The sequence below is a fragment of the Chelatococcus asaccharovorans genome (genome assembly GCF_003201475.1).
GTDB classification, from domain to species: Bacteria; Pseudomonadota; Alphaproteobacteria; order Rhizobiales; family Beijerinckiaceae; genus Chelatococcus; species Chelatococcus asaccharovorans.
On sequence record NZ_QJJK01000002.1, the window covers coordinates 113,752 to 139,314 of the forward strand.

The window sequence follows — 25,563 nt, forward strand, 5'->3', positions numbered from 1 at the left end:
CATCATTCCTCGACAACGCCGGTGCCTCGGGTTTAGTCCCTTCAGGCCAACCGCGTCTCAAGCTCGTTCTTGTGGAAGGCTCCGCCCTTCATGATCAACCGCAGATTCTTATGCGGATCGGCGAGAAGAGCGACGTCCCGTGTCGGATCACCGTCGCAGACGATCAAATCGGCATGCGCACCCGGCGCGACGACGCCGAGGCGCCCGGTCTCCTGCAGGATCTCCGCATTGACGGAGGTCGCGGAACAGAGAACGTCGAAGGGTGACTGAACGCGGCCGCGGATCGCGAATTCGTCCGATTGGGCATATTCCATCTCGCCCATGAGATCGGTGCCGAAACCGGTTTTGACACCGGCATCCGTGCAGGTTGCGAGCATCTCGATGCCAGCGCGATTGACGAGGCGCAGCTTGTCCATCACGTAAGGCGAGAGACCGAGGCGATCGCCATGCTTTTCCGTCTCCTCGTAGCAGACAAGGGTCGGCACGACATAGGCGCCCTTCTCGACCACGAAATCGGCTGTCTTGCGATCGATGAAATTCGCGTGCTCCACGGTGCGCACGCCGCTCGCGACCGCATGATGGATCGCCTCGGCCGTATAGGTATGGGCGCAGACATATTTGCCGCGCCGCGCGGCCTCGAAGACGGCAACCTCGAGTTCCTCACGCGTGAACTGGATGTTCTCGATGGCGTCGGTCGGCGAGCCCACACCACCGGAGGCCATCACCTTGATGTGGTCGGCACCCTTGCGCAACTCGTTGCGGACCACGCGCCGCATCTCGTCCGGACCGTCGGCAAAGCGGTAGAAGAACACGAAGGCGTTGCTGTTGTGGTCGATGTCGTAGCGGTCGTCGGTCCGCCTGCGATGATCGCCGTGGCCACCCGTCTGGGTCATGGCGGGACCGCCCACGTAAAGCCGGGGTCCGGGAATATACCCCTGCGCCACCGCATCCCGGATGCCCACATCACCGCCGCCCACATCGCGCACGGTCGTGAATCCGCGGTCGAGCATCGCACGAATCCGGGGTACGGCGCGCGCCGTCATGAGCGTGAGAGGCATGCTCTCGTTGCGCGAGGCGACGAGATTGACCGCGAACACATGGACATGCGCATCGATGAGCCCCGGCAGGAGCGTGCGTCCGCCGACATCCACCTCGATTGCGCCGACAGGTGCCTTCAAGGGCGTGTCGGACACGTCAGCGATAGCCCCGTCGACCACCAGAACGTCCGTCCCTGGACGCAACGCCTTCGTCACGCCATCGAAAAGCTTGCCGTTGCGCAATAGGACGGATGCCATCGTCAGGACCCCTCGGCGGTTCTTGATTGGTGGCTCGGGATCGCCGAACCTTGATGCAAGGTCGCAGTATTGTCGCGATAGCAACGCCTGTAAAGTCGTTTGATCAAACGATCGGTATCCTTCTGTTGATCGGCCGGCCATCGCACCGGCGCGGCTCACCTCAAACGGCTTGCAAGGGGCGCGAAGAAGACGATGGGCTTTAAATCCAGCTTGACGCCGATCCATTCCTGCGATCCTTTGATCAAATCCTCGTCGATTGACTGGGCGGTGAACGATGGCGCAAATGACCGTCGGCTTTATCGGAGTTGGCCGGATGGGGCGGCCGGTCGCGCTCCATCTCCTTGCCGCTGGACATCCGGTGATCGTCCTGCCGGGCGCGCGGCGCAGTGCGATCCCGGAACTCAGGGCCGCGGGCTGCCTGCTGGCGGAAACACCTGCCGCCCTCGCCGCGGCCTGCGACGTCGTCGTCACCTGCCTGCCCGCATCGGCAACCGTCGCGCGTGTCGCCACGGGGGCCCAGGGCCTGATCGCTGCGGCGCGGCCCGGCTTCGTCCACATCGACCTCACATCCGGCGATCCGGGGACAGATCTCGTCCTCGCGCAGGCGTATACGGAAAAGGGCGCTGCCTTCGCCGACGTCGGCATGTCAGGTGCGCCGGAACGCGCCGAGACCGGCCAACTCACCCTGATGGTCGGCGCCACCGACGTGATTTTCGCGGAGATCAAGCCTTTGCTTGAGGTCTTCTCCAGCCAGTGCCTTCACCTCGGCGAGATAGGTAGCGGCCACCGCGCGAAGACGATTATTGCGTCCTATGGCATGGCGATCGCCAATGCCACCGCAGAGACTCTGATTGTTGCGCGCCACCTCGGCATTGATCTCGGTGCGATCCACAAGGTGATATCGGGCAGCGGCATGAACAGCACCACCTTCCAGACGATGGCGCTCGCCGCTATGGGTGAAACGGCCCAGGCCCGCAAACTGACGATCGGCAGCGCGTTAAAGGACGTGGCCAGCTTCGTCGCCATGGCGGACGCGGCAGGCTTTGCAACGACCATCGCACCCGCCACGCTGCAGTCACTGACCCGTGCCTGCGCGGCAGGCCACGCCGAGACATTCGTCAGCGATTTGACGGCTGTGTTGTCAGATATCAGCGGTCACAGCGCTGTGGCGCGCACCGCGTCAGCATGACGATGGGCCGCTGCCATTCCATCCATTTTCATATTCCTTCGGTGGAAACCGATGCTCACCCTTCTCATGCGCCGGTATTTCATGCTTGAAGTTTCATGGACCGCATTTACGATATCCGACACGACGCGCCGATGAACTCAAACGGTCCTTTTAGAACAATCAACGCTCTTTCCGAGGGACATGACATGCAGGCTCAAGCACTTCTGGCCAATTTTGCGTCCGCGCTCGCGGCAGGCGACATCTCCGTGGTCGATCTCACGGCGACGCTCGGTCCGGACACACCCGTCCTCTACCTTCCGCCGCAGTTCGGCAAAAACACGCCCAGCTTCAAGATGCATGAAATCTCCAATTATGACGCCAATGGCCCCTGGTGGGCGTGGGGCTGGATGGAGCTCGGCGAACATACCGGCACGCATTTCGACGCGCCTTCGCACTGGATCTCCGGCAAGGATCAGCCCAACAATACGACGGACACCCTCTCGCCGCAGACCTTCGTCGCCCCGGCCAATGTGATCGACGTCAGCCAGGAGGTCGCCGCCAATCCGGATTTCCTCCTGACTGCGGACCATGTCCGCGCCTGGGAGGCGAAGCACGGGGCGATCGAGCCGGGCTCCTGGGTGTTGATGCGTTCGGACTGGTACCATCGCAACACCAGCACCGAGGCCTTCCTCAATTCCGATGAGAACGGTCCGCATACGCCCGGGCCGAGCGTCGATTGCGTGCAGTATCTCTTGACCAAAGGCGTGCTGGGCTTCGGCAACGAATGCGTCGGCACCGATGCGGGCAGCGCGGCCACCTTCGATCCGCCCTTCCCCGCCCACGCCCTCATCCTGGGCCAAGGCGGCTATGGCCTCGCGAGCCTCGTCAATCTGGACAAGCTCCCGCCCAAGGGCGCGATGGTGGTGGTGGCGCCCCTCAAGATCGTGAATGGAACCGGAAGCCCGGTGCGGGCGCTGGCGCTCGTCCCCAAATCCTGACTTGACCGCAGGCGAAGGCTCGTAGAAAGCATGACAAACCGGTTGAGAGACACCGGTTTGTCAGATCGAACGCGAGGCTCCGAGCGTGGCGTCGGTCTGGCTCGGCGCGATGTTTTCACGATCCGGCCTGACAAGCCGGCCGCCGGCCTTCGCGACCGGTGTGCCCGGGAGATGAGCGTGGGTTCTGAACAATACGGGGCGAGCTTCGCTCAGGCTCCCGAGAAAGGACTTTGACATTGAAGGCGGGACGTTTTCCCAGTGGGCTCCTCCACGGCAAACCCGCGCCCGATGGAGGCATTCCGTCGATCGGAGAAATTGGGCTCAACCAGTTCGCGCCCTATCTGCTGAACAGGCTTTCAGCCATATGGAACCTGCAGGTGCAGGAAGCGCTGAAAGACTTCGGCCTGACGACGACGAAGATGCGCGTGCTGGCGACGCTGTGTGTTTCATCCGGCCTCACCATCAACGAACTCGCCACCTATGCCGTGACCGAGCAATCGACGATGAGTCGGACGCTGGATGCGCTGGAGGAACAAGGCCTCATCCGTCGCCGCGCCCGCCCGGACGACATGCGGGTGCGCGAAATCCACATCACGGAAGAAGGCCGTGAAACCTTCACCCAGTTCTGGCCCAGCTTTTACGCCATGTACAATGAGATGTTCAACGGCGTCGACGAGAGCGAATTCCGCGCTTTCATAGCCACCCTCCACAAGCTTTTGCACAACCTCGATCAGCAAAATTTATAGTATTCCGGACCCCGCTCGCAGCACTCCCCCGCCTGGCGAGAGTGCTGCGAGCGACCCGATCAGTTGCAGCCTGGAATAGGCTCGAACATATAGCCTTCGCCACGAATGGTTTTGAACAGTTCGGGTTTGGACGGGTCGGCTTCGAGCTTCTTGCGCAGGCGTGCGATGCGGATGTCGACGCTGCGATCCGCCTCCCCGAGCGGGCGGCCATGCGCGAGCTCACACAGGCGCTCACGGGTCAGGACCTGGTGCGGGTGACGCGCGAAGGCTTCCAGCAACTCGTATTCCATGCTGCTGATCTCGATATCCTCGCCTGCGGCATCGAGGAGCCGCTTGCCTTCAAGATCAAGGCGGAAGCGGCCCAACGACAGCGACCGCCGCGGGCGCTGTGCTTCGAGTGGGCGCGGCGGCACGCGCCGGAGCACGCTGCGGACACGGGCAAGCAGCTCGCGCACCTCGAACGGCTTGATGAGATAATCGTCGGCGCCATGGCCAAGCGCAACCAGTTTGCTCGTTTCGTCGGCATTGGCCGTCAGCATGATGACCCCCATGCGCTCGGCCGTACCGCGCAGTCGCCGCACGATGGATAATCCGCTCTCCCCGGGCATATTGATATCGAGAAGAATAAGATCAGGGGTCTTCAAGGTCATAAGCAGATCGAGCTCAGCTCCGCTTTCTGCCCCGCTCACCTTGAAACCCTGCATGCCGAGGTAGTCCTCGATCATGCTGCGCAGGCCAGGCTCGTCATCGACGATAAAGATTTCCGCTGGTGCGTTCATTGCGCATCTACCCGGCTATTCGACTGCAACCCGGCTATGGCGTCCCGTCTTGCTGGATACCGCCAGCAGCGGCTGCAGCAACGCCCTCAAAACCTCGATATCGATCGGCTTTTCGATCATCGTCAATCCTTCGCAACGCAGCGTCGTTTCCGCGGTCAAGGCATCCCCCGTCATGATTATGACGCGTCCATCGAGATCCGGGCGTTCCTCGGCAATGAACGAGAGCAGGCGCTCACCACCAATGCCAGGCATGCGCAGATCCGTAAGCACGGCATCGAATGGTTGTTCCGCGAGGAGCTTCTGCGCGTCATAGCCGCTCGTCACGGTCATGACGGTCGCGCCATCACGCTCGAGCGCCTCAGCAATGAAGTTCGCGATGCTGGCTTCATCATCGACGATCAGGACCCGTCCACTGAGTGGCTGCCGCTGCAACGCCAGTTCGGGCCCGCCGCGCCGTGGCGGCGCCGCGGAAATCGGCAGTTCGACCCGGCACAGAGCGCCCCCATCAGGCCCGGGATCCAGTCTGATGGTGCCGCCATGGGCTTCCACAATACCGCTGCACAGCGACAGGCCGATGCCCGTACCGACACCGAGGGGCTTGGTCGTGAAAAAAGGCTCGAAGGCCCGCTGCTTGACCACGTCATTAACCCCATGCCCGGAATCCAATACGTCGATAACAATAGTCTGGTCGCGAAGCGCCGTCCTGATGATAAGCCGCCGGCGCCCCTCGATGCTTGTCATAGCCTGCATGGCGTTGAGCACCACGTTCATGAAAACCTGGTGGAGCTGATCGGCATCCGCCAATATCGCCGGCAAGTCCGGGGCACGGTCGCGGATCACTTCGACGCCGTTGACACGCAGGCCATAGGCCGCGAGTTCCACGACATCATCGATGATACCTTCGACATCCACCAACTTCTTCTCAACGGGCTTGGATCGCGCCATGGCCAGGAAGCGCTTGACGATGCGCGCGCAACGCTCGGCCGCCACATGGACCTCCCTGGCGCGGCGGCGCGTCGGCTCATCCGGCGCAAGCTCCTCGAGCATCCCCGAATAGCCGACAACGATGGACAGGGGATTGTTGAGTTCGTGGGCCACACCTGCCAGCAGGGACCCTAAAGCCGCGAGCTTCTCATTCTGGTAGAGCGCATCGCGCTGGCGGCGCAACTCTTCCTCGGTCATCTTCTGCAATGTCAGGTCCACCGCAAAAATGCCGACGCCGTCGATCGCCCCTTCGGTATTATGCAAAGGAAAACGGATGGCCAGTGCATCCCGATAATGGTCTCGCCCGGGATAATGCTCTTCGCTGACCTGGACCTCGCCGGTGGTCAGCACGTGGTTGATGCTCGCATCGAGCGCAACCATGGCTTCCGTATTGATGAAATCGGACATGCGCTTGCCGGTGATCATGCCGAGTTCACGGCTCAGCATGCGTTCTGCTTCGGGATTGGCCATGACGAGGCGCCCGTCCGCATCCATCAGCATGATGGCGACCGGCGCATAGGCCAGCAGAGCCGCAAGCCTTGCCTCGCTTTCGCGCAGTTGCATCTCCGCATGCCGTGCTTCCGTGACGTCACGGAGAAGGATCACTGCGCCGCCATCGGGCATCGCGCTCTGGCGGAAGCTCACCCAACGTCGATCGAAGAGGATGGGATCCCCGCCATGCGCCGCGAGCCAGCGTGGATCCAGCAGGTCGCTCAGGTGGCTGCCAATGGCAATCCGCGCCCGGCCGTCCCGTCCGACGAGTTCCGCGAAAGCCTCGTTATAGAAAATGATATGTCCAGCGGGATCGACAATGGCGAAGCCATCGATCAGGCTCGAGGCCGCAGCGAGGAACCGCGCTTCGCTCTCCTCAAGCTTTTTCTGGTAGTTGCGGCTGTTGGCGAATGCCTCCGATATCCGTGCGAAGCTCGGCTTCCACCCCTTCGGCAACACGGGTGCTTCAGCTTCGATACCGGCCGCCTGCGCTCCCAGATAATCCGCCAGGCGAAAGCTCGGCAGGATGTAAGACCTGTGCAGGAAGTGGAGAATGCCCGCGAGCGTGGCGACCAAGCCGCAGAGGATCAGCGCGTAGGATATGATGTGAGGGAGAAGGTAGGCGTTCAGATCGCTGTTGGGCAGGACATAGATCAAGCGATAGCCCGAATAAGGTCCGACGCGCGATATGACCCAGTTATCATCGACCTGGATGAAATCGCTATCGGTGGTCAGCGCAAGTATCTTCTGCGCCAGACCGTCCGCAAAAAGGTATTCACGCATCTTCTTGAGATCACCGCCGAACGCCATACCGTTCATGCCAAGTATCTCATTGTGATTGTTGAGTATCGCGACCATTCCGACGGGCTGTTTCATCGGCGTCAGGATGGCATCGAAAGCGCTCAAAAGAACATCGGCGGCAACCACGCCGTAGAACTGGTCGCGCACATAGACCGGCGCGGCATGGCTCACCATCGGTCCCGTCCCGCCTGCATCCTCATAGATGTCCGTCCAGTAGGGGACCCGATTGGTGTTATGCCGAGGCCGGCCGAGCTGATACACGGGATAGCTCTGCCATAGCTCCAGCAGTTGCCGCATGTCCTTGAATGAGAACCTCTCGGCGAGATCCTGGACCAGTTCAGTGAGGCTGGCCCCGGGGTAGAGCACAACAAAATTGGCCGAGGCGGGCATGAAATAACTCCAGCGCGCATTCGTGCCGACGATCTGGTCGAGTTTGAGCATCGAGAGCAGTTCGAGGCCGGCATCGACCGGGCCGGCTTCATCGCCGCGAAGTTGGAGCAATTCCGGGATGCCAAAGATGTTGCCGTCCTCTCGCGCAGTGGAGCCGGGAGCCCATTCGACGCCGGCAAGCGATCCGGTTTTCAGCGGAACATCCACTGACCGAAATTCGCGCGCGTTGGCCTCGCTGAAACTGCGGCTTTCCATGACGATATGCCGCTCGACCGTCAGCCGCATGTGCTCGACCTGGCGGCTCGTACCCATGAGCATGATCCGCAGCGCAAAATGCTGCTCTGCCGTGAAGTTGTTGAGCTCCGACAAAAGAGCGCGACGCTGGGGGACGAACTGCGCGACGGCAAGGCCGATGATCAGCCCCACGAGGGGAAGCGAGCAAACGAGCAGGAGGCGCGCCGACGGGCCGATGCCGGATATGCGAGACAGGACCATTCTCCTCGCCCCAAAAAAACGCATCACACCTCCGCACAAGCAGTCAGCCCAGTTCCTGAGCTCCCTGACACGCCGGCCGGCCGATGTCGCGGGCGCCAACCCGGACATGGCCTGATACTTCATGGCGACGTTTCATAGTGATGTCGGAGCCCCGGCGCCATGGTTCCATCACAGCCGCAGATGGAGCGGAGGGCAAGGGCGCCCCATGGCGGCGGTCACGAAACACTGCGCCGGGCAATTCTGCCCAGCCGCGCGCACCCCCTCGGACAGGCCGATCCCACCGGCCGCCACAGGTGGAACGATCGACCCGCCATCCACCATACCCTATGTGGTGGGTAGGTCACCCGCCGCCGCAAGATTCGCGGGTTTCCGGACACAGAAGAATTTTGGTATTATGCTACATAATGTGTGCGGTTCGTCGGCATGGGCAAAGCCTGTGCCGAGATGGAAGACGTGCCATGGCGGATGTGATTGTTGTCGACGATGATCGGGCGATCTGCGGAATGCTCGATGACTATCTGACGCTGGAGGGTCACGTGGTGCGCTGCGCCGCCGATTCGCGTGCCTTGTCGACGATGTTGGACAAACAGCTTCCCGATCTCGTCGTGCTCGATCTCAGCCTGCCCGACGAGGATGGATTGAGCATCACGCGCCGTCTGCGCCAGGGCTACGACTTCGGCATCATCATGCTGACAGGCACCAACGATCTGACCGATAAGGTGGTCAGCCTGGAGATCGGCGCTGACGATTATGTGACCAAGCCTTTTTCGCTGCTGGAACTGGGCGCGCGCATCCAGGCTATCCTGCGGCGCCGGCGCGCTGAAAAAGACACGATTGTGCCGTTCGGCGCGTTCTCGCTTGATCTGAAATGCTGGAAGCTGTTCGAACCAGACGGGCGCGAGGTCAATCTATTCCCGACGGAGATCGACCTGATCGCCGCCTTCGCCACCAATCCCGGCAGGATGCTGAGCCGTGACGAGATCCTGCGGCTGGCCCCGGCCTACGGGACGGACCCGCTCGATCGCAGCATCGATACGCGGATCACACGCCTCAGACGCAAGCTCGAGAGCCACGGCCTCGATGGCGACCTCGTCAAGACGTCCCGCGGCAATGGCTATATCTATCGCGGCACCTCCTGACTTCAACATTCCTGCACTGCCGCCGATGTCACGCGTCCGCCGCGATGGCGCGCTGCAACCGGGCTACGCCTTCACCGCGCCGGCGGTGATCGCGCTGACGAGATGCCGGTTGAGGAAGCCGTAGAGGATCATCACCGGCAGGGCCGCGATGACCGAGGCGGCCATCAACTCGTTCCACTGCACGCGATACTCGCCGACCAGATTGGCGATGCCGACCGACACCACGAACATATTCGCGTCCGTCGTCAGCACCAGCGCCCAGACGTAGGAATTCCAGGCGATGATAAAGGTGAACAGCGCCACCGCGACGAGCCCCGGCCGCGCCAGCGGCAGAATGACCTTGAAGAAGGTCTGCAATCGGGACGCGCCGTCGATGATCGCCGCCTCGTCGATATCCCTCGGGATGGTGCGGAAGAAGCCGATCAGCATCCACACCGAGAACGGCAGGGCAAAGGACGAATAGGCCAGGATCAGCGCCAGATAGGTATCGACGAGGCCGAGCGATGCCATGATCTGGAAATAGGGGATGATCAAGAGCGTTTCCGGCAGCATCTTGGTGAAGAGCAGGAAAAGCACGAAGGCGGCGGCGCCGCGCACGAAGAAGCGCGTGAAGCCATAGGCCGCGAGTGCCGACAGCACGACGGACAAGGCGGTGGCTCCAACCGACACGATGAGGCTGTTCAGGAGATAGCGGCCGATGGGCCGTGTCTCGAAGACGACGCGATAGGCATCAAACGACCAGTTCGCCGAGAAGAAGGTTGGCGGCGACTGAAAGACCTCGGGCCCCGGCTTCAGCGATGTATTGACCATCCAATAGAAGGGGAAGAGCGTCACCGCGAGCGCCGCCAGGATCAGCGCCCAGCGCAGAATGTCGGCCGGCGTCAGCGTCACACGGGTCATCGCGAACCCTCCTGCGCGTGGGTGCGCGTCAGCCCGACATAGAGCACGGAGAAGGCGAGCACGAGGATAAGAAGAAGCACACCGATGGCCGCCGCCTCGCCGAAATGATTGGCGCGGAACGCCGTGTTATAAAGCAGCGCCGGCAAGACTTCCGTCGCGCCGATGGGGCCACCGCCCGTCATCACCGCGATGATGTCGAACATCCGGATCGTATTGATGATGTCGAGCGTCGAGGCGACCACAATGAAATACTTCAGATTTGGCAGCGTGATGTAGCGAAACTGCTGCAGAGGCGAGGCGCCGTCGATGCCAGCCGCCTCATACTGCTCCACCGGGATGGTCTGCAGACCGGCCAGCAGCAGGAGCATGACGAAGGGCACGCCGCGCCAGACATCAACCGCGACGATCGAGCCGAAGGCGAGCGAGGGCTCGCCGAGCCAGGCCTTGTAGCTGTCGATCAGCCCGACGGCCGAGAACAGATAGTTGACGACCCCGAACTGCGGCTCCAGCAGCCAGAGCCAGACCGTCGAGCCGATGGCCGGTGCCACCATCCAGGGCGTGAGGAAGGCGACGCGCAGCACGGCACGCGCATGCACCACGCGATTGAGCAGCATCGCGAGGCCGAGCCCGATCGCCACATGCATGGCGACGCACAGCGCCGTGAAGGACAGAGAGACCCGAAGCGAATTCCAGAAGGCCTCGCTCTCCAGCACGCGGGCATAGTTGTCGAAACCGACAAAGATCGTATTCAGCCCGCGTGTGCGCTCGAGGCTGGTCCAGAACGCCTTAACGAGCGGCACGACGATGACGGCGCACAGGAAGATGAAGGCCGGCGCGATGAAGAGATACCCATGCCAGCGCTCGCTTTCGAGGCCGGGCCGGGTGGCTTGGCCCCGGCGGCGCTGGGGCAGCGCCGGCCGGGAAAGGCTGTCGGAGACGACCGTCATTGGTCTTTCAGCTTACGATTGATCTTGGCATCGAGATCCTTGAACACCGTCTCGACCGTGTCCGGCGCGAGGAGTGCCTTCTGGACCGCATCGACGATGTCGCCGGCGGCGATATCAGCCCAGATCGGCAGCGGCAGGGGATAGGGCTTCGCATTCTCACCGATCTTCAGGAAGGTCAGGAGCATCGGATCGCTCTTGATCTCCGGTTCGTTGGCGAGATCGCTGCGAATGGGCATCCAGTTCGCGACCTTGGCGCGCTTGATCGACCATTTCGCATCGGCCTCGAATTTGATGAACTTCCACGCGGCTTCCGGATTTGGGCAATCGGCCGCGATGCTGGTCGACGTCATCGTCTTGAGGGTCGGCGCATTGGGGATCTGATGCGGTGCGGGCGCGACGATGAGCTTGCCCTTCAGCGCGGGGTTGTCTTCCTCGGCCTTGGCGATCGCCCAATTGGCATTCCGCATGGTGGCGATCTTGTTCTGCGCGAACATGACGGTCTGTTCGAGATAGTTCGTCGTGGTCGGCGCCGGCGCGGCGAAGCCGTCCTTTGCCATCCCGAGGTAAGCCTTGATGGCCTCAAGGCTCTTCGGGTTCTTGGCGAAGGTCGCCTCGGTCATGTCGGCGTTGAACACCTCACCGCCGTTGGAATAGATCCATGTCAGCAGGACGCGCGTGGTGGTATCGGTCTTGCCGCCCAGGATGGCGGTGGCCCACTGGCCGTCCTTGGTGAGGGCCTTGGCCCAGGTCATGTAATCGGCCCAGCTCACCGGCGGCTTCGCGGGATCGAGCCCGGCGGCCGTCACGAGATCCTTGTTGTAGATCTCGGCATAGATGCCGCCCCAGATCGGCACGCCATAGAGCTTGCCCTGCCAGCGCGCGGCCTTCATGACCTCGTCGCTCCAGGCCTTCCGCCAGGCTTCCGGCTCCGCGTTCCAATAGCTGTCGAGCGCCATGAGATAGCCGTTATAGGCGGCCGTCGTGAGGTCCACGGAGACGAGGCAGGGCGCGCGGCGCGCCTGCGAAGCCGTCACAAATTTCGTCCAGTGGTCTTTGCGCGCAACGAGAACCGGCTCGATCTTGATGCCGGGATTGGCCGCCTCGAAGGCCGCGACCATCTCCTTCCAGACCGGCTCGAACTGCTTCTCCGTCAAATTGGCGGTCTGCCATTGGAGAACGATCGGCTTGTCGGCGGTTTGCGCGGTCGCGCCGGCGGCGCCCATCAAGGCAAGCCCGCCAGCAATCCCGGACAACAATGTGCTGCGTGTCGATTTCATGAGTGTGGTCCTCCCTTAACTCTTCTGGATTGTCACCGAAACAGCGAGCCCGGCCGCTCACCAAACGGCTGGGGCTTGAAGGCGTGGTCCTTGAGCGCCTCGATGTCGGGCTCGAGGCCGAGGCCCGGGCCGTCGGGCAGGATGAAATGGCCGTCCTCGAACCGAATTGCCGGGCGGCTCACCGCGTCGCGAATGGCGCGCTGCGGCTCCATCTGCTCGAGGATGTAAAAGTTTGGAATGCTGGCGGCGAGATGCATGGAGGCGACCGTGCAGATCGGTCCGCCCGGATTATGCGGCGCCACCGGGACATAATAGGTGTCAGCCATGGACGCGATGCGTCGCAACTCGGTGAACCCGCCGCCGTGCATGATGTCCGGCTGGATGATCTTGCAGCCGCCCTCCTCCAGCAGTTCGCGGAATTCATAACGCGACAGCAGGCGCTCCCCTGTGGCGATCGGCGTCCTGAGCTCGCGCTGGAGCCGTGCCATGACCTTGGCGTTCTCGAAGGGGATCGGTTCTTCGAACCAGCCGGGCCTGTACGGCGAGAGGGCATCATCGAGCATCACGGCCGTGCGCGGCGACAGGAACTCGCTGCATTCATGGAAGATGTCGACATCCGGCCCGGCGCCCTCGCGCGCCGCCGCCATCATCTCGCGGGCGAGACGCAGTTCCCGCGCTTCGTTGGCGCGGAGGCCGTCATAGCTGATGAGGCAGCATTTGAAGCCCGTGAAGCCCCGGCGCACGGCTTCGCGCGCGCCCTCGAACGCTGCTTCCGGCGTGCGCACTCCGGAAAGCCAATGGCTGGCATAGACGCGCAGACGCGTGCGGTGCGCCCCGCCCAGCAGGCGGTGTACCGGCACGCCGAGCCGCTTGCCCTCAAGGTCCCACAGCGCGATGTCGATCCCGCTCAACGCACTTGTCAAAGTCGCGCCACCCCGCCAGCGCCAGGCGTTGTACAGGCGGTGCCAATGCTGCTCCGGGCCCGCGGGATCCTGGCCGATCAGATGCGGCGCCATTTCCCGTATGGCCGTTTCAACCGATTCGATCGGCCCATGCAGGGAAGCTTCGCCCCAGCCGATCAGCCCCTCATCTGTGGTGACGCGGACGAACAGCCAGTTGCACCAGTCAACCCAGAATTTAAACGTTTCAATTCCCGTGACTTTCATATGGAGATGGTCTTCCCGGTTGGTGCGGCTTGTGATTGAAACGTTCCAAACGTAAATTGAAATGGATATCGCCATCAAGCGAAATTCGCGACCGAACGCGCGAAATCACCGGAGTAGAGCCGAAGGGATGGTGCAACTCATTGACGACCTTCGCCATTTTCCGCATCTCCGCAATCGGTATGAAGACGGTGGATGGCCGGGCACGGGCCCGCTATCGTGCGCCGGAAGTGAGGGGCTTTCTTGAGCGTGACGCGCAAACCGACCATGCATGACGTCGCCCGCCGCGCAGGCGTTTCGACGGGCACCGTCTCCAACGTCTTGAACGATCCGCATGTGGTCAGTGCGGACAAGCGTGAGCGGGTGCTCGCGGCCATTGCGCATCTCGGGTATCTCCGCAACAGCTTGGCGCAGAGTCTGAAAAGCGAGAGTTCTCGCGTGATCGGGCTCTGCGTGCCCCATGCAGCCAGCGCCTATTTCACGAGTTTGATCGACGCCCTCGAGGACATCGCCTACACGCGCGGGTTCGAGATGGTGCAGATTCTGAGCCGACACGATCCGGACATGGAGTATCGGCGGGTCGAAACGCTGCTCGCCCATCGCATAGCCGGCCTCATCATGGTGCCCAGCCAGTCACCGCATCGCACGTTCGACCTGCTCGACCGCGCGCGCATTCCAGCCATCATGGTGGACCGGTTCTGGTCGGACGAGCGCTTCGACTATGTGACGATGAACAATAGCGAAGCGATGACGGCAACGGTCGCCGGCCTCGTCGCCCATGGGCATCGCCACATTCTCTATACCGCGCGTTATCCGGACCTCGTCACCACCCAACAACGCATCACGGCCTTCGAGGCCGCGGGACGGGCTGCACCGGAACCCACGCGCACGACCGTTCTCGTCAGCGGCGAGGATGAGATCGCCTTCGGGCAAAGGCTCATCGCGGCCCTGCGCGCGCCCGATGCTCCGACGGCCGTCATCGCCAGCAACAGCGTCATCACCCTCTGGGTGCTTCGCGCCTTCAAGGCGGCAGGGATCACCTATCCCGACGATGTCTCCCTCGTTGCCTTCGACGAGCCGGTCTGGGCTGACGTGATGACGCCGCCGCTCTCGATCATCCGGCATCCCAGCATCGCGATCGCCGAGGCAACCTGGGAATTGCTGATGGAACGGCTGGGGGACAGCCGCAAGCCACCGGCAGAGGCCAAGCCGCGCCGGCACGTCCAGCTCCCGGCGACGCTCGAACTTCGCGGCTCGGTCGGCGCGCCGCGCATCCAAGCGCAGTCGTGAGGACGCCCCGCGCCGGAACGAACGCACCAAGCCTCGACGCTTTGCGCTTTGCGATTTAAATTCCTCGCCCGGCGAGACCGGACCCCGCACTCACATGGTGGACCATGCCCCCATCCCCGTCACCCGCGCTTGTTCCTATCGAGAGCCACGGCTATCGCGCCGAAATCAATCCCGCTGGGGCTGAACTGATGAGCCTCAGCCACGACGGCCGGCCCTTGCTCTGGCCAGGCGACGTGAACAGCTGGGCCGAGCGCGCACCCGTGCTGTTTCCGACCATCGGCCTTGTCACCAATGGTGAAATTCAGGTGGACGGACGCGCCTATCCGATGCCGCCGCACGGCTTCGCCAAACGCTCCGCATTCACCGTGGTGCAAAGCGAGCCAGATCGCTGCAGCCTGACCCTCGAAGCAACAGCAGCGACCCGTACGCAGTACCCCTTCGACTTCGATTTGAAGCTGGATTACAGCCTCGGCGCCGATGGCCTGCGCATCGCCGCAACCATCACCAATCCCGGCAGCGAGGTCCTGCCCGCGAGCTTCGGCTTCCACCCCGGTTTTCGCTGGCCGCTGGAGTCCGGGGTGCCGAAGAATTCCTATACGGTGAGTTTTCCGGAAGACCGAAGCCTGACGACCAAGCGGCCTGTGCAGGGCTTCTTCACCGATGAGAGCGCGGTCGTCGATCTTCCAGACGGCCATCTCGCCCTCAATGACGACCTCTTCACAGGCGGCGGCCTTTTCATTGTCGCGCCGCAGAGTTCGCATGTGCGCTTTGGTGCGCCGGCCGGCAGGCTTGCGCTCAAGATCGGTTATGAGAACTGCCCTGACGTGATGCTGTGGATGAAGCCGGGAGCGGAATTCCTGTGCATCGAGCCCTGGCACGGCAGGCCGGACCCGCTCGGCTTTTCCGGAGACTTCCGCGGCAAGCCGGGTCTCGCATCCATCGCCCCCGGCCAATCGGTTGTCGTCGCGATGACGGTAACAGTGGACGCCTAGGGCAAATCCGACTTCGATGGAATCGTCCGATACCATCTCTATCAATGAATTTGCTCGTTAATTTTTGAGCGGAGCAAGTCCGCAAGAGACGGACTTGGCGCTAGACGCCTGTGGCGATCCACTGCCGCAGGCGCGCCGCATAGTCCCGGCCTGCCTCGGCCAAGGCGGTGCAGGGCAGCGTGTTCGCCTCATAAAGCAGAAAAGGCTCGGCCCAGCGCAGGCCACACCGATGGGCTGTGACACGCAGGGGCGACAGCAGCGCCTCGAGCGGCACGAGGTTCGCGCCGGTCTCGGTATAGGTGCTTGCCTTGTTCCCCGCGGTTGCCGCAACGAGCAGCGGGCGGCCTTCCAAGAGTCGCCCCTCGGTCTGATAGTTCATATAGAACATCCGGGTGAGCACGACGTCCTGCCACGCCTTGAGTTGCGGCGGGGTCGAATACCACTGCACCGGAAACTGCATCACGATCCGCTCGGCCGCGAGCAGGCGCGCCACCTCGACATCGGCATCGATGCGGCCATCCGGATAGTGGGACCTGACGTCGACCACGGTCACATCGTCGAGCGCTGCGGCCGCGTGGAGCAGCGACCTGTTGGCGCGTGATCGACTCATATCGGGGTGAAACATCAGGACAAGCGTGCGGGCGTGGCTCTGCGACATGGCGGCCTCCTCTGAGGGCAGTAGCTGGGTCAGGAGCGATGCTCGATGGAGAGAGGATGCAGGCCCGCCAAAAATTCTTCCAATCGATAATCAATATATGCAATTATCTATCCTATGAATTTACGGGGATATGATCTCAACCTGCTCGTCGTGCTCGACGCCCTGCTCGACGAGGCGCATGTCTCGCGCGCCGCGAAGCGCCTGGGGCTGTCGCAACCGGCCACCTCGAGCGCGCTCGAAAGGTGCCGGCATCTGTTTGGCGATCCCCTGCTCGAGCGCACCGGGGGCGGCATGCGGCGCTCGCCGCGGGCGGAGACCCTGCGCGCACGTTTGAAAACCCTGCTGGCGGAGGCCGCAGACCTCATCAAGCCGCCCATCCCCGACATCCGGGCAATCCGCCAGACCGTCCGCATCGTCATGGCGGACTATCCGGCTGTGATTGTCGTGGGACCGCTGCATGCCTCTCTCGCGCGGTCGGCCCCCGGCATAGACCTTGTCATCCAGCCCTGGCAGGGCGGCGCCGCCGCCCTTGATGGCCTCGCCAAGGGCACCATAGACCTCGCGGCCTCGGTGTTTCCCCGGCATGATCCGTCATTCACGCGCAAGGAAATGCTGCGGGAGCACTATCGCGTGCTGATGCGCCGGGATCATCCGGCGGCCGCCGACTTCACCCTGGACCGATGGCTCGATTTCCCGCATGTGCTGGTCTCCGCGCGCGGCGAGACGCGGGGAGACCTCGATGACGCCTTGGCCGCAATCGGCCGACAACGCCATGTCGGTATTGTCGTGCCGAGCTTCATCATGGTGCCACCCTTGCTTGAGGGCGCCGATCTCATTGCGATGCTGCCGAGCCGCTGCTTGCCACTGGATACTGCGGAGCGTTTCGTTGTGTTCGAGCCGCCTATTCCTGTTCCCGGCTTTCCTCTGCACCTTGCCTGGCATGTGCGTCGAAATGCCGATATTGCCGTGCAGCATGTCGCGGGCGTCATGACGGAGCTGTTGGAGGCAATGCCATGATCGCCACGCCGAACATCTCACTTGTCTCGCGCCAATCGCCAAGATCATCATTGGTAATTGGCAGCGGCCGTACTCACATCCTATCTATGGTCATGACGAAGAAGCGCTGCGGAGGCCGAGAATGAAGAACCGGGACCTGAAGGCCTGGATGTGGTCCGATGCTGTCGAGATGCTGGCACGTGCCGAGCGCATGCACCGGGACCTGTTTCGGCCTGCCTCCGGCGCCGGCGGCGGCCGGACCGCAACGCCCCAATGGGAGCCTCCCGTCGATGTCCTGGAAACCGACCATGAATTGCGCGTACTCGCCGCCCTGCCTGGCGTGGACCCGGATCATATTCAGGTCTCCATCGTCGGCGGCGTGCTCATCATCGCGGGCCAGCGGGTTCTGCCACCGGAGTTGAGAACGGCGACCATTCATCGTCTCGAATTGCCGCAGGGCCGCTTCGAGAGGCAACTTCAACTGCCGAAGGGACGTTACGAGGTCGGTCGACCAACGGTCGACCATGGCTGTCTTCTCGTCGTGCTGCGCAAGCTTGTTTGATCAGGGCCCTGCCATGATGTTTAAGAATTCCCCCAATTTCGCCCCAGATGCCAGCGGCGCGCCCAGCGCGGAGGCCAACGCCAATACCAATGCGCGACCGATCGAGCTTCCAGCGGACGCTCTGATCATCGTGCCTGTGCGCAGCTTTGTCCTGTTCCCGGGCGTCGTCATGCCGATCGTCATCGGCCGACCGGCTTCGATCGCGGCCGCCCAGCAGGCCGTGCGCGAGGGGCGCCAGATCGGCGTCCTGATGCAGCGCGACCCCGATGCGGAGCCTTCCCCTCTCGGCCTGCACCGCATGGGTGTCGTCGCCAATATCCTGCGCTTCGTCACCGCCCCGGATGGCTCGCATCACCTGATCTGCCAGGGCGATGGACGCTTCTATGTCGAGGAGTTCATCAGGGAGACGCCATACCTCGCGGCGCAGGTGCGGCGCATCGAAGAGCCGGAGGGACACAGTCCCGACATCGAGGCGCGCTTCCTGCATCTGCAGGGGCAGGCCATGGAAGCCCTGCAGCTCCTGCCACAGGCCCCGCAGGAACTGCTGGCGGCCGTGCAGGGCGCGACATCGGCCTCGGCCCTGACCGACCTTGTCGCGGCCTATATCGACATATCGCCGAACGACAAGCAGGATATCCTCGAGACCGTGGATCTTCATGCGCGCATGGAGAAGGTCGCGAAGGTCCTCGCGCAGCGCATCGAGGTGCTGCGGCTGTCCCAGGAGATCGGCCGTCAGACGAAGGCCTCGCTCGACGAACGCCAGCGCGAAGTGCTGCTGCGCGAGCAGATGGCCGCCATCCAGCGCCAGCTCGGCGAGGGCGATGGCAAGGCCCAGGAGGTGGCGGAGCTCACCGAGGCGATCACCAAGGCTAAGATGCCCCCGGAGGTCGACCAGGCGGCGCGCAAGGAGCTGCGCCGGCTGGAGCGCATGCCCGACGCCTCCGCCGAATACGGCATGATCCGCACCTATCTCGATTGGCTGATCGAACTGCCCTGGGCTTTGCCCGAGGAAAAGCCGATCGACATCGCGGAGGCGCGGCGGATCCTCGACGAGGATCACTTTGGTCTCGACAAGATTAAGACGCGCATCGTCGAATATCTTGCCGTGCGCAAGCTCGCGCCGCAGGGCAAGGCACCGATCCTGTGCTTCGCGGGCCCGCCCGGCGTTGGCAAGACCTCTCTCGGCCAGTCCATCGCGCGCGCGATGGGGCGGCGGTTCGGGCGCGTCAGCCTCGGCGGCGTCCATGACGAAGCGGAGATCCGCGGCCATCGCCGCACCTATGTCGGTGCCCTCCCCGGCAACATCATCCAGGCGATCCGGAAGGCCGGCTCGCGCGACTGTGTGCTGATGCTCGACGAGATCGACAAGATGGGCGCCGGCGTCCAGGGCGATCCTTTCGCAGCCATGCTGGAGGTGCTCGACCCCGAGCAAAACAGCACGTTCCGGGACAATTATCTCGCCGTGCCGTTCGACCTGTCGCGCGTGGTCTTCATCGCCACGGCCAATATGCTCGATACGATACCCGGCCCGCTGCGCGACCGCATGGAAATCATCACCCTGTCGGGCTACACCGACAACGAAAAGCTGGAGATCGCCAAGCGCTATCTGGTGCGCCGGCAGTTGGAAGCCAACGGCCTCAAGGCCGATCAGGTCGATATTGCCGATGACGCACTGATGGCGATCATCCGCAGCTATACGCGTGAAGCCGGGGTCCGTAACCTCGAGCGGGAGGTGGGGCGAGCGCTCCGGCATATCGCGGTCGGCATCGCCGAAGGCAGCGCCGGCCACACGCATATCGGTGTGGACCAGCTCGATGACCTTCTTGGACCGCCGCGCTTCGAGGACGAGGTCGCGATGCGCGTCAGCGTCCCCGGCGTCGCAACGGGCCTCGCCTGGACGCCCGTCGGCGGTGACATCCTGTTCATCGAGGCGACGCGCACTCCGGGCGGCGGACGGCTGATCCTCACCGGTCAGCTTGGCGAGGTGATGCGGGAGAGCGCCCAGGCGGCGCTCAGCTTGGTCAAGAGCAAGGCCAGGGATGTCGGCATCGACCCCGCTCTCTTCGAGCGCAATGATATCCATATCCACGTCCCGGCCGGCGCCACGCCCAAGGATGGACCGAGTGCCGGCGTCGCGATGTTCACGGCGCTCGTCTCGGCGCTCACGGGGCGAACGGTGCGCAGCGACACGGCGATGACCGGCGAGATCAGCCTCCGCGGCCTGGTCCTGCCCGTCGGCGGGATCAAGGAAAAGGTGGTGGCTGCCGCCCGTGCGGGCCTCACGCGCGTGCTGTTGCCGGCACGCAACCGCCGGGACTACGAGGATATTCCGGAGGATGCGCGCAAGCGCCTCGCATTCGTCTGGCTGGAGCGTGTCGATGACGCCATCGCGCAAGCCCTGGAACCGGCGACCGAGGACAAGAAGACAGCCGCGGCGGAATAGGCCCGCCGGGTCCAAAAGCCATCGAGCCTGCCGCCTGCCCATCGGCAAGCGGCAGGCATTCCTGACGCGACGCACCCTGTGCACGGCGTGCTGTGGCGCACAGCCCGATCCTGAAACGGGGCATTCTCCCAATTTCGTCGTAAAATTTGCCTGTCGGCGACTGGCGCCGCGTCGGCTTGGCAAGTAGGGTCCGGCCTTCCCTTTTCCGGAACCGGAATCAGCGCCCGGGCCTGTCAGTCACGCCATCCCCGATGCAGGCGAGGTTCTGGCCCTTCCCGCTTCAAAGTGCCACGATGCAACCCATCATTGCCATTTCCAATCTTTCGAAGACCTACGCCTCGGGCTTCCAGGCGCTCAAGGGCATCGATCTCGCCATCAACACGGGCGAGATTTTCGCGCTGCTCGGTCCCAACGGGGCCGGCAAGACGACTTTGATCAGCATCATCTGCGGCATCGTCAGCCCGAGCGAGGGCACGATCCTGGCCGACGGGCACGACATTACGGTCGAATATCGCGCGGCGCGTTCCAAGATCGGCCTCGTCCCGCAGGAATTGACCACCGACGCCTTTGAGACCGTTTGGGCAACGGTGAGCTTCAGCCGCGGCCTCTTCGGCAAGCCGGCCGATCCCGCACATATCGAGAAGATCCTGCGCGACCTGTCGCTATGGGACAAGCGCAACAGCCCTATCCGCACCCTCTCCGGCGGCATGAAGCGCCGCGTCATGATCGCCAAGGCGCTCTCGCATGAACCGCAGATCCTCTTCCTCGACGAGCCGACCGCCGGCGTCGATGTCGAGCTGCGCCGCGACATGTGGGATGTGGTGCGCGGTCTCCGCGACCGCGGCGTCACCATCATTCTCACGACACACTATATCGAGGAAGCCGAGGAGATGGCCGATCGCATCGGCGTCATCGACAAGGGCCGCATCATTCTCGTGGAAGACAAGCACGAGTTGATGCAGAAGCTCGGCCAGAAGCGGCTGACCGTTCTGTTGCAGCAGAAGCTGAATCATATTCCGCCCGAGCTTGCCGCCTATAACCTCGAGCTGTCAGCCGACGGGCTTGAGCTTGTCTATACCTATGACACGCAGGGCGAGCGCACAGGCATTACCGACCTCCTGAGCGCACTCCGGAGTGCGGGCGTCACATTCAAGGATCTGCAGACGACGCAAAGTTCGCTCGAGGAGATCTTCGTCAATCTCGTGAGGAACGGCGCATGAACTATTATGCCATTCGCTCGATCTACAAGTTCGAAATGGCGCGCGCCTGGCGGACGCTGCTGCAGAGCATCATAGCCCCGGTCATCTCCACGTCGCTCTATTTCATCGTGTTCGGCGCGGCCATCGGCAGCCATATGCAGGAAATCGATGGCGTCAGCTATGGCGCTTTCATCGTGCCGGGCCTCATCATGCTGTCCCTGCTCACACAGAGCGTCTCCAACGCCTCCTTCGCCATCTATTTTCCGAAGTTCACCGGGACCATCTACGAGCTTCTCTCCGCACCGATCTCGCCACTGGAAATCGTCGTCAGCTACGTCGGAGCGGCTGCCACCAAGTCGGTCATTCTCGGGCTGATCATCCTCGCGACGGCTTATCTCTTCGTGCCGCTCAGGATCGAGCACCCGGGCTGGATGGTGCTCTTTCTCATCCTGACGGCGATCACCTTCAGCCTGCTCGGCTTCATCATCGGCATCTGGGCCGACGGTTTCGAGAAACTGCAACTCGTGCCGCTTCTTGTCGTCACACCCCTCACCTTTCTCGGCGGCAGCTTCTATTCGATCACGATGCTGCCGCCCTTCTGGCAGACGGTGGCGTTGTTCAACCCCGTCGTTTATCTCGTCAGTGGTTTCCGCTGGAGCTTCTTTGGCGTGTCCGACGTCGACGTCACGATCAGCGTCGGCATGGTCATCGTCTTCCTCATCCTGTGCCTCGGCGTCGTCACCTGGATCTTCAAGACGGGGTATCGGCTGAAAAGCTGAGCCTGGAGCATATTCGGTGAATTCCGGTTCACCGAATATGCTCCAGGCCTTTGATTTTACGCATTGTCTTCACGCGAACCGGTTTCCACTTCGCTCGAAAATGCTCTAATCCGGCGGTGGCGTGTCAGGAGCGCGCACCGCCCGTGCGGCCGCGACGGCGGTCGTTCTGTGAGCTGGAGTAGTAGGTGCGCTTGGCCTTGAGCATCAGCATGTCGGCACGACTGACGACGGCTTCCAGACGCTCATCCGCCTGGCTGGTGGCCACCCCGAGCGAGAGCGTGAGCGGCAGGCCGGAATAGAACTGGTTGTTCAACTCGATCAGTTTTTCGAGCTCCTCCATCACCGCCTCGCCCTCCTCCTGCCCCACGCCAGGCATGAGCACGGCAAACTCATCGCCGCCGATGCGCGCCACGTGATTCGGCTTTTCGACGAGCTTGCCGAGCACTTCGCCGGCCCGGCGCAGCAGCCCATCGCCGGCAGCATGGCCGAGCTGGTCATTCACGCGCTTCAGGCCGTTGAGGTCGGCCATGATGATCGTCACGGGCCGTGGGCCGCGCCGCTCGAGCCTGTTCAATTCCTCCACGAAGAAGGAGCGATTGTAGAGCTTGGTCAGCACATCATGCTTGCCGAGAAATTCGAGATAGGCCTCAGCCTTTTTGCGTGCGCTGATATCGGTGAGGGCCACTTGAACGAGTGACCAGTCGTTCTCGTAGCCCGGCAGGACAGAGAACTGCATATGCAGGGTCAGCTCCTTGCCCTCGAGGTCGTAATTCACGACCTCGCGTTGCTGGAACAGCCGGTTGTTCCAGAGATCGATGAGCTGCTCCTTGAAATGCTGCTCCATGCCGTCGCGGAAGACGTCGGCGAGCCGCCGCAGCAGCGTCGGCTTATCCGGCGCGCAGAAAAGCTCAAGGGTATGCCGGTTGACATCGAGCACGCGAATCTCGGCCATACAGCGCGAGATGAACTCCGGATGGACGTCGATGAAGACGCGAAAATCGACGATCCCCCGTTCGCGAACCTCATCGATCAGCTGCTTGATGCTGGAAAAATCCTCGACCCATAAAGAGACGGGCGAATGCTCGAACAAGCCGCGGGCATATTCCTCCGCAGCGATGATGCGACGCCGTGCGTGTTCGCGCTCCGAGACGTCCTCTATGGAAACGAGCACACGCTCCCAGCTCGTCTCGTAGCCCGGCAGGATGGATCCGTGGAGCTGGATATCGAGCCGCTTGCCGGACAGGGAGAAGTTGATCGTATGACTGAAGAAATGTGTCTTGCCCTCCCACATCGTGACGAGTTCTTCGATATGGGCGTCGAGCATGTCATCGCGGAAGATGCGACCCAAATTCTCGACAAGGTGCCCGACATCGCTCGCCTCGAACAACGACAGGGTCTTGCGGTTGACCTTGATGATGCGGATGGCGCCGGAGCACTGCCTGACCCGGTCGAGATCGGCCAGGAGATGGGCGCGCAGATCCGTGACGCCCGACGCGCGCCAAGCATCGAAAATCTGTCGGAGCCCGCTGTAGTCCTCAAGCCAGAGAGAGACTGGCGCAAGCTCGAACATCTCGGTGTCATCATTGCCAGTACCTGGCGCACCGGAATGCATGAACTCAGGATGGTGCATCGGATACCAACCCTTGGCAACGGCAGCCCCTACGCGGCTGCCGCGCTAACACTGATAAGACCGGTCCCTTGTGCCAGCAAGCTCCACCGTTCGGCAAGCCTCCGTTAACCATATTTTTCACCTTCGACACCGGTACAATCACATCGTTCACCCGATCCGGACGGGAACGCATCGATCCACGCCAAAAAATAATGCAAAGTTGAGGGATGCGGCGTGCGATAGCAGGCAGCGCCGCAAAACTCACAAGCACCGCCGCTGACATGTGCGTGCGCAGAAAGCTGTGCAGAGTGGCGCTGCGAGCACCGAAACAGAGGGAAAGGCCAAACGCGTGGAAGACGTCGATGTCGTTGTTGTCGGTGCCGGCGTTGTCGGCCTTGCCATCGCGCGCTGCCTCGCCCAGGCGGGGCGGGATGTCCTCGTCCTCGAAGCCGCCGGGGCCATCGGCACAGAGACATCCGCGCGCAACAGCGAGGTGATCCATGCGGGCATCTATTATCCCCATGGCAGCCTGATGGCACGCTTCTGCGTGGAGGGTCGCAGGAGGCTTTACGCTTATTGTGCCGAGCGTGGCATCCCGCACCGGGCCTGTGGCAAACTGATCGTTGCCACTGACGACAGCGAGCGCGAGCGCATCGCCGGTATCGCGGCGCATGCGGCCGCCAATGGCGTGGAGGGATTACGCTTTCTGACCGCCATCGAAGCCCAGGCGCTCGAGCCGGCCCTCCATTGCGCCGGAGCACTGCTCTCGCCGGCAACCGGCATCATCGACAGCCACGCCTATATGCTCTCGCTGCAGGGTGACGCGGAGAACGCCGGCGCGAGCTTCGCCTTTCGCTGTCTTGTCCGCGCGGGAGAGGTCATGAAGACCGGGATCGCACTGACAATCGACGACGGCCATGAGACACGGCTTCATGCCCGCACCGTCGTCAATGCGGCCGGGCTCCATGCCCCCGCCCTGGCCAGCGCCATTCGCGGCATGCCGCCCGCGAAAGTGCCGCAGGCCTATTTTGCCAAGGGCAACTATTTCGGCCTCAGCACGCGTGCCCCTTTCGCGCATTTGATCTATCCCGTCCCGGTGCCGGGCGGGCTAGGCACCCACCTCACGCTGGATCTCGCCGGCCGGGCGCGCTTCGGGCCCGATGTCGAATGGATCGATCACATCGACTATGCCGTCGATCCCGCGCGGGCCGCCTCCTTCTACGGCGCGATCCGGCGCTACTGGCCCGAACTGCCTGATGGTGCTCTCCAGCCCGACTATTCCGGCATCCGCCCCAAGATCGCTCCCGCGCGCGCCGGCACCCAGGACTTTCGTATCGAGGGTGCCGAGACCCATGGCGTCCCGGGCCTCGTGAACCTGTTCGGCATCGAATCGCCGGGCCTGACATCCTCGCTGGCGATTGCCGACCATGTCGCCATGCTCGCGGACATGAGCGCCTGAAG

Annotated in this window: 21 protein-coding genes; 12 read left to right on the forward strand and 9 right to left on the reverse strand. The window is 62.8% G+C overall.

Annotation, left to right across the window (positions count from 1 at the left end):
• Positions 1–41: 41 nt before the first annotated feature.
• A complete protein-coding gene (locus C7450_RS05160; RefSeq protein ID WP_110373345.1) occupies positions 42–1,295 on the reverse strand; it encodes a metal-dependent hydrolase family protein in 1,254 nt (417 codons plus the stop codon).
• A gap of 283 nt (positions 1,296–1,578) precedes the next feature.
• Here C7450_RS05160 and C7450_RS05165 point away from each other — a divergent pair, with 283 nt between their 5' ends.
• From C7450_RS05165 to C7450_RS05175, 3 genes are all read left to right on the forward strand, one after another.
• Complete coding sequence (locus tag C7450_RS05165; RefSeq protein WP_170147066.1) at positions 1,579–2,484, forward strand: NAD(P)-dependent oxidoreductase; 906 nt, start codon at positions 1,579–1,581, stop codon at positions 2,482–2,484.
• A gap of 185 nt (positions 2,485–2,669) precedes the next feature.
• Positions 2,670–3,461, forward strand: coding sequence for a cyclase family protein (locus C7450_RS05170; protein WP_110373347.1), 792 nt, complete (start codon positions 2,670–2,672; stop codon positions 3,459–3,461).
• 236 nt (positions 3,462–3,697) lie between these two features.
• Positions 3,698–4,207 carry a MarR family winged helix-turn-helix transcriptional regulator gene (locus C7450_RS05175; protein ID WP_246574280.1) on the forward strand — a complete coding sequence of 170 codons (510 nt, stop codon included), beginning with the start codon at positions 3,698–3,700 and terminating at the stop codon, positions 4,205–4,207.
• A gap of 59 nt (positions 4,208–4,266) precedes the next feature.
• On the opposite strand, the gene C7450_RS05180 is transcribed toward C7450_RS05175, so the two are convergent.
• Positions 4,267–4,986, reverse strand: a complete 720-nt coding sequence (locus C7450_RS05180) for a response regulator (protein WP_110373348.1) — start codon at positions 4,984–4,986, stop codon at positions 4,267–4,269.
• A gap of 15 nt (positions 4,987–5,001) precedes the next feature.
• The gene (locus tag C7450_RS05185; RefSeq protein WP_170147067.1) at positions 5,002–8,148 is read right to left on the reverse strand and encodes a PAS domain-containing protein; all 3,147 of its coding nucleotides are present in this window, start codon (positions 8,146–8,148) and stop codon (positions 5,002–5,004) included.
• 458 nt (positions 8,149–8,606) lie between these two features.
• Here C7450_RS05185 and C7450_RS33870 point away from each other — a divergent pair, with 458 nt between their 5' ends.
• Positions 8,607–9,287, forward strand: a complete 681-nt coding sequence (locus C7450_RS33870) for a response regulator transcription factor (RefSeq protein WP_170147068.1) — start codon at positions 8,607–8,609, stop codon at positions 9,285–9,287.
• A 63-nt stretch (positions 9,288–9,350) separates the two neighbouring features.
• On the opposite strand, the gene C7450_RS05200 is transcribed toward C7450_RS33870, so the two are convergent.
• The 4 genes from C7450_RS05200 to C7450_RS05215 are packed head-to-tail and all read right to left on the reverse strand — an operon-like array spanning position 9,351 to position 13,577.
• Positions 9,351–10,187 carry a carbohydrate ABC transporter permease gene (locus C7450_RS05200; RefSeq protein WP_110373351.1) on the reverse strand — a complete coding sequence of 279 codons (837 nt, stop codon included), beginning with the start codon at positions 10,185–10,187 and terminating at the stop codon, positions 9,351–9,353.
• Positions 10,184–11,134, reverse strand: coding sequence for a carbohydrate ABC transporter permease (locus tag C7450_RS05205; protein ID WP_110373352.1), 951 nt, complete (start codon positions 11,132–11,134; stop codon positions 10,184–10,186). The genes C7450_RS05200 and C7450_RS05205 overlap by 4 nt, the downstream gene beginning before the upstream one ends.
• Positions 11,131–12,411, reverse strand: coding sequence for an ABC transporter substrate-binding protein (locus C7450_RS05210; protein ID WP_110373353.1), 1,281 nt, complete (start codon positions 12,409–12,411; stop codon positions 11,131–11,133). Before C7450_RS05210 ends, C7450_RS05205 begins: the two co-directional genes overlap by 4 nt.
• Before the next feature lie 32 nt (positions 12,412–12,443).
• Complete coding sequence (locus C7450_RS05215) at positions 12,444–13,577, reverse strand: mandelate racemase/muconate lactonizing enzyme family protein (protein WP_170147069.1); 1,134 nt, start codon at positions 13,575–13,577, stop codon at positions 12,444–12,446.
• A gap of 246 nt (positions 13,578–13,823) precedes the next feature.
• On the opposite strand from C7450_RS05215, the gene C7450_RS05220 reads away from it, so the two are divergent.
• Positions 13,824–14,864 (forward strand): LacI family DNA-binding transcriptional regulator, encoded by a 1,041-nt coding sequence (locus tag C7450_RS05220; RefSeq protein WP_245449519.1) that lies wholly within the window; start codon positions 13,824–13,826, stop codon positions 14,862–14,864.
• Positions 14,865–14,968: 104 nt separating this feature from the next.
• Positions 14,969–15,856 (forward strand): aldose 1-epimerase family protein, encoded by an 888-nt coding sequence (locus tag C7450_RS05225; protein ID WP_110373356.1) that lies wholly within the window; start codon positions 14,969–14,971, stop codon positions 15,854–15,856.
• A gap of 100 nt (positions 15,857–15,956) precedes the next feature.
• Here C7450_RS05225 and C7450_RS05230 read toward each other — a convergent pair whose 3' ends face one another.
• On the reverse strand, positions 15,957–16,514 hold the full coding sequence (locus tag C7450_RS05230; protein WP_110373357.1) for an NAD(P)H-dependent oxidoreductase: 558 nt from the start codon (positions 16,512–16,514) through the stop codon (positions 15,957–15,959).
• Between the two features lie 114 nt (positions 16,515–16,628).
• Here C7450_RS05230 and C7450_RS05235 point away from each other — a divergent pair, with 114 nt between their 5' ends.
• The 5 genes from C7450_RS05235 to C7450_RS05255 all read left to right on the forward strand — a co-directional run bounded on the left by C7450_RS05235 (position 16,629) and on the right by C7450_RS05255 (position 22,493).
• Positions 16,629–17,531 carry a LysR family transcriptional regulator gene (locus tag C7450_RS05235; protein ID WP_110373358.1) on the forward strand — a complete coding sequence of 301 codons (903 nt, stop codon included), beginning with the start codon at positions 16,629–16,631 and terminating at the stop codon, positions 17,529–17,531.
• 121 nt (positions 17,532–17,652) lie between these two features.
• Positions 17,653–18,072 (forward strand): Hsp20/alpha crystallin family protein, encoded by a 420-nt coding sequence (locus tag C7450_RS05240; RefSeq protein WP_110373359.1) that lies wholly within the window; start codon positions 17,653–17,655, stop codon positions 18,070–18,072.
• A gap of 13 nt (positions 18,073–18,085) precedes the next feature.
• Complete coding sequence (lon, locus tag C7450_RS05245; RefSeq protein ID WP_110373360.1) at positions 18,086–20,515, forward strand: endopeptidase La; 2,430 nt, start codon at positions 18,086–18,088, stop codon at positions 20,513–20,515.
• Positions 20,516–20,808: 293 nt separating this feature from the next.
• Positions 20,809–21,735, forward strand: a complete 927-nt coding sequence (locus tag C7450_RS05250; protein WP_110373760.1) for an ABC transporter ATP-binding protein — start codon at positions 20,809–20,811, stop codon at positions 21,733–21,735.
• Complete coding sequence (locus C7450_RS05255) at positions 21,732–22,493, forward strand: ABC transporter permease (protein WP_110373361.1); 762 nt, start codon at positions 21,732–21,734, stop codon at positions 22,491–22,493. The genes C7450_RS05250 and C7450_RS05255 overlap by 4 nt, the downstream gene beginning before the upstream one ends.
• Before the next feature lie 124 nt (positions 22,494–22,617).
• Here the strand turns inward: C7450_RS05255 and C7450_RS05260 are convergent, their stop codons facing one another.
• On the reverse strand, positions 22,618–24,063 hold the full coding sequence (locus tag C7450_RS05260) for a sensor domain-containing diguanylate cyclase (protein WP_342588490.1): 1,446 nt from the start codon (positions 24,061–24,063) through the stop codon (positions 22,618–22,620).
• A 388-nt stretch (positions 24,064–24,451) separates the two neighbouring features.
• Between C7450_RS05260 and C7450_RS05265 the strand changes: the two genes are divergently transcribed.
• Positions 24,452–25,561, forward strand: a complete 1,110-nt coding sequence (locus C7450_RS05265; RefSeq protein WP_110373362.1) for an NAD(P)/FAD-dependent oxidoreductase — start codon at positions 24,452–24,454, stop codon at positions 25,559–25,561.
• Positions 25,562–25,563 lie beyond the last annotated feature (2 nt).

Coding starts and splice junctions, on each gene's coding strand:
- C7450_RS05160 (WP_110373345.1), bottom strand. CDS start 1,295: ATGGCATCCGTCCTATTGCGCAACGGCAAGCTTTTCGATGGCGTGACG.
- C7450_RS05165 (WP_170147066.1), top strand. CDS start 1,579: ATGACCGTCGGCTTTATCGGAGTTGGCCGGATGGGGCGGCCGGTCGCG.
- C7450_RS05170 (WP_110373347.1), top strand. CDS start 2,670: ATGCAGGCTCAAGCACTTCTGGCCAATTTTGCGTCCGCGCTCGCGGCA.
- C7450_RS05180 (WP_110373348.1), bottom strand. CDS start 4,986: ATGAACGCACCAGCGGAAATCTTTATCGTCGATGACGAGCCTGGCCTG.
- C7450_RS05185 (WP_170147067.1), bottom strand. CDS start 8,148: ATGGTCCTGTCTCGCATATCCGGCATCGGCCCGTCGGCGCGCCTCCTG.
- C7450_RS33870 (WP_170147068.1), top strand. CDS start 8,607: ATGGCGGATGTGATTGTTGTCGACGATGATCGGGCGATCTGCGGAATG.
- C7450_RS05200 (WP_110373351.1), bottom strand. CDS start 10,187: ATGACCCGTGTGACGCTGACGCCGGCCGACATTCTGCGCTGGGCGCTG.
- C7450_RS05205 (WP_110373352.1), bottom strand. CDS start 11,134: ATGACGGTCGTCTCCGACAGCCTTTCCCGGCCGGCGCTGCCCCAGCGC.
- C7450_RS05210 (WP_110373353.1), bottom strand. CDS start 12,411: ATGAAATCGACACGCAGCACATTGTTGTCCGGGATTGCTGGCGGGCTT.
- C7450_RS05215 (WP_170147069.1), bottom strand. CDS start 13,577: ATGAAAGTCACGGGAATTGAAACGTTTAAATTCTGGGTTGACTGGTGC.
- C7450_RS05225 (WP_110373356.1), top strand. CDS start 14,969: ATGCCCCCATCCCCGTCACCCGCGCTTGTTCCTATCGAGAGCCACGGC.
- C7450_RS05230 (WP_110373357.1), bottom strand. CDS start 16,514: ATGTCGCAGAGCCACGCCCGCACGCTTGTCCTGATGTTTCACCCCGAT.
- C7450_RS05235 (WP_110373358.1), top strand. CDS start 16,629: ATGAATTTACGGGGATATGATCTCAACCTGCTCGTCGTGCTCGACGCC.
- C7450_RS05240 (WP_110373359.1), top strand. CDS start 17,653: ATGAAGAACCGGGACCTGAAGGCCTGGATGTGGTCCGATGCTGTCGAG.
- lon (WP_110373360.1), top strand. CDS start 18,086: ATGATGTTTAAGAATTCCCCCAATTTCGCCCCAGATGCCAGCGGCGCG.
- C7450_RS05250 (WP_110373760.1), top strand. CDS start 20,809: ATGCAACCCATCATTGCCATTTCCAATCTTTCGAAGACCTACGCCTCG.
- C7450_RS05255 (WP_110373361.1), top strand. CDS start 21,732: ATGAACTATTATGCCATTCGCTCGATCTACAAGTTCGAAATGGCGCGC.
- C7450_RS05260 (WP_342588490.1), bottom strand. CDS start 24,063: ATGTTCGAGCTTGCGCCAGTCTCTCTCTGGCTTGAGGACTACAGCGGG.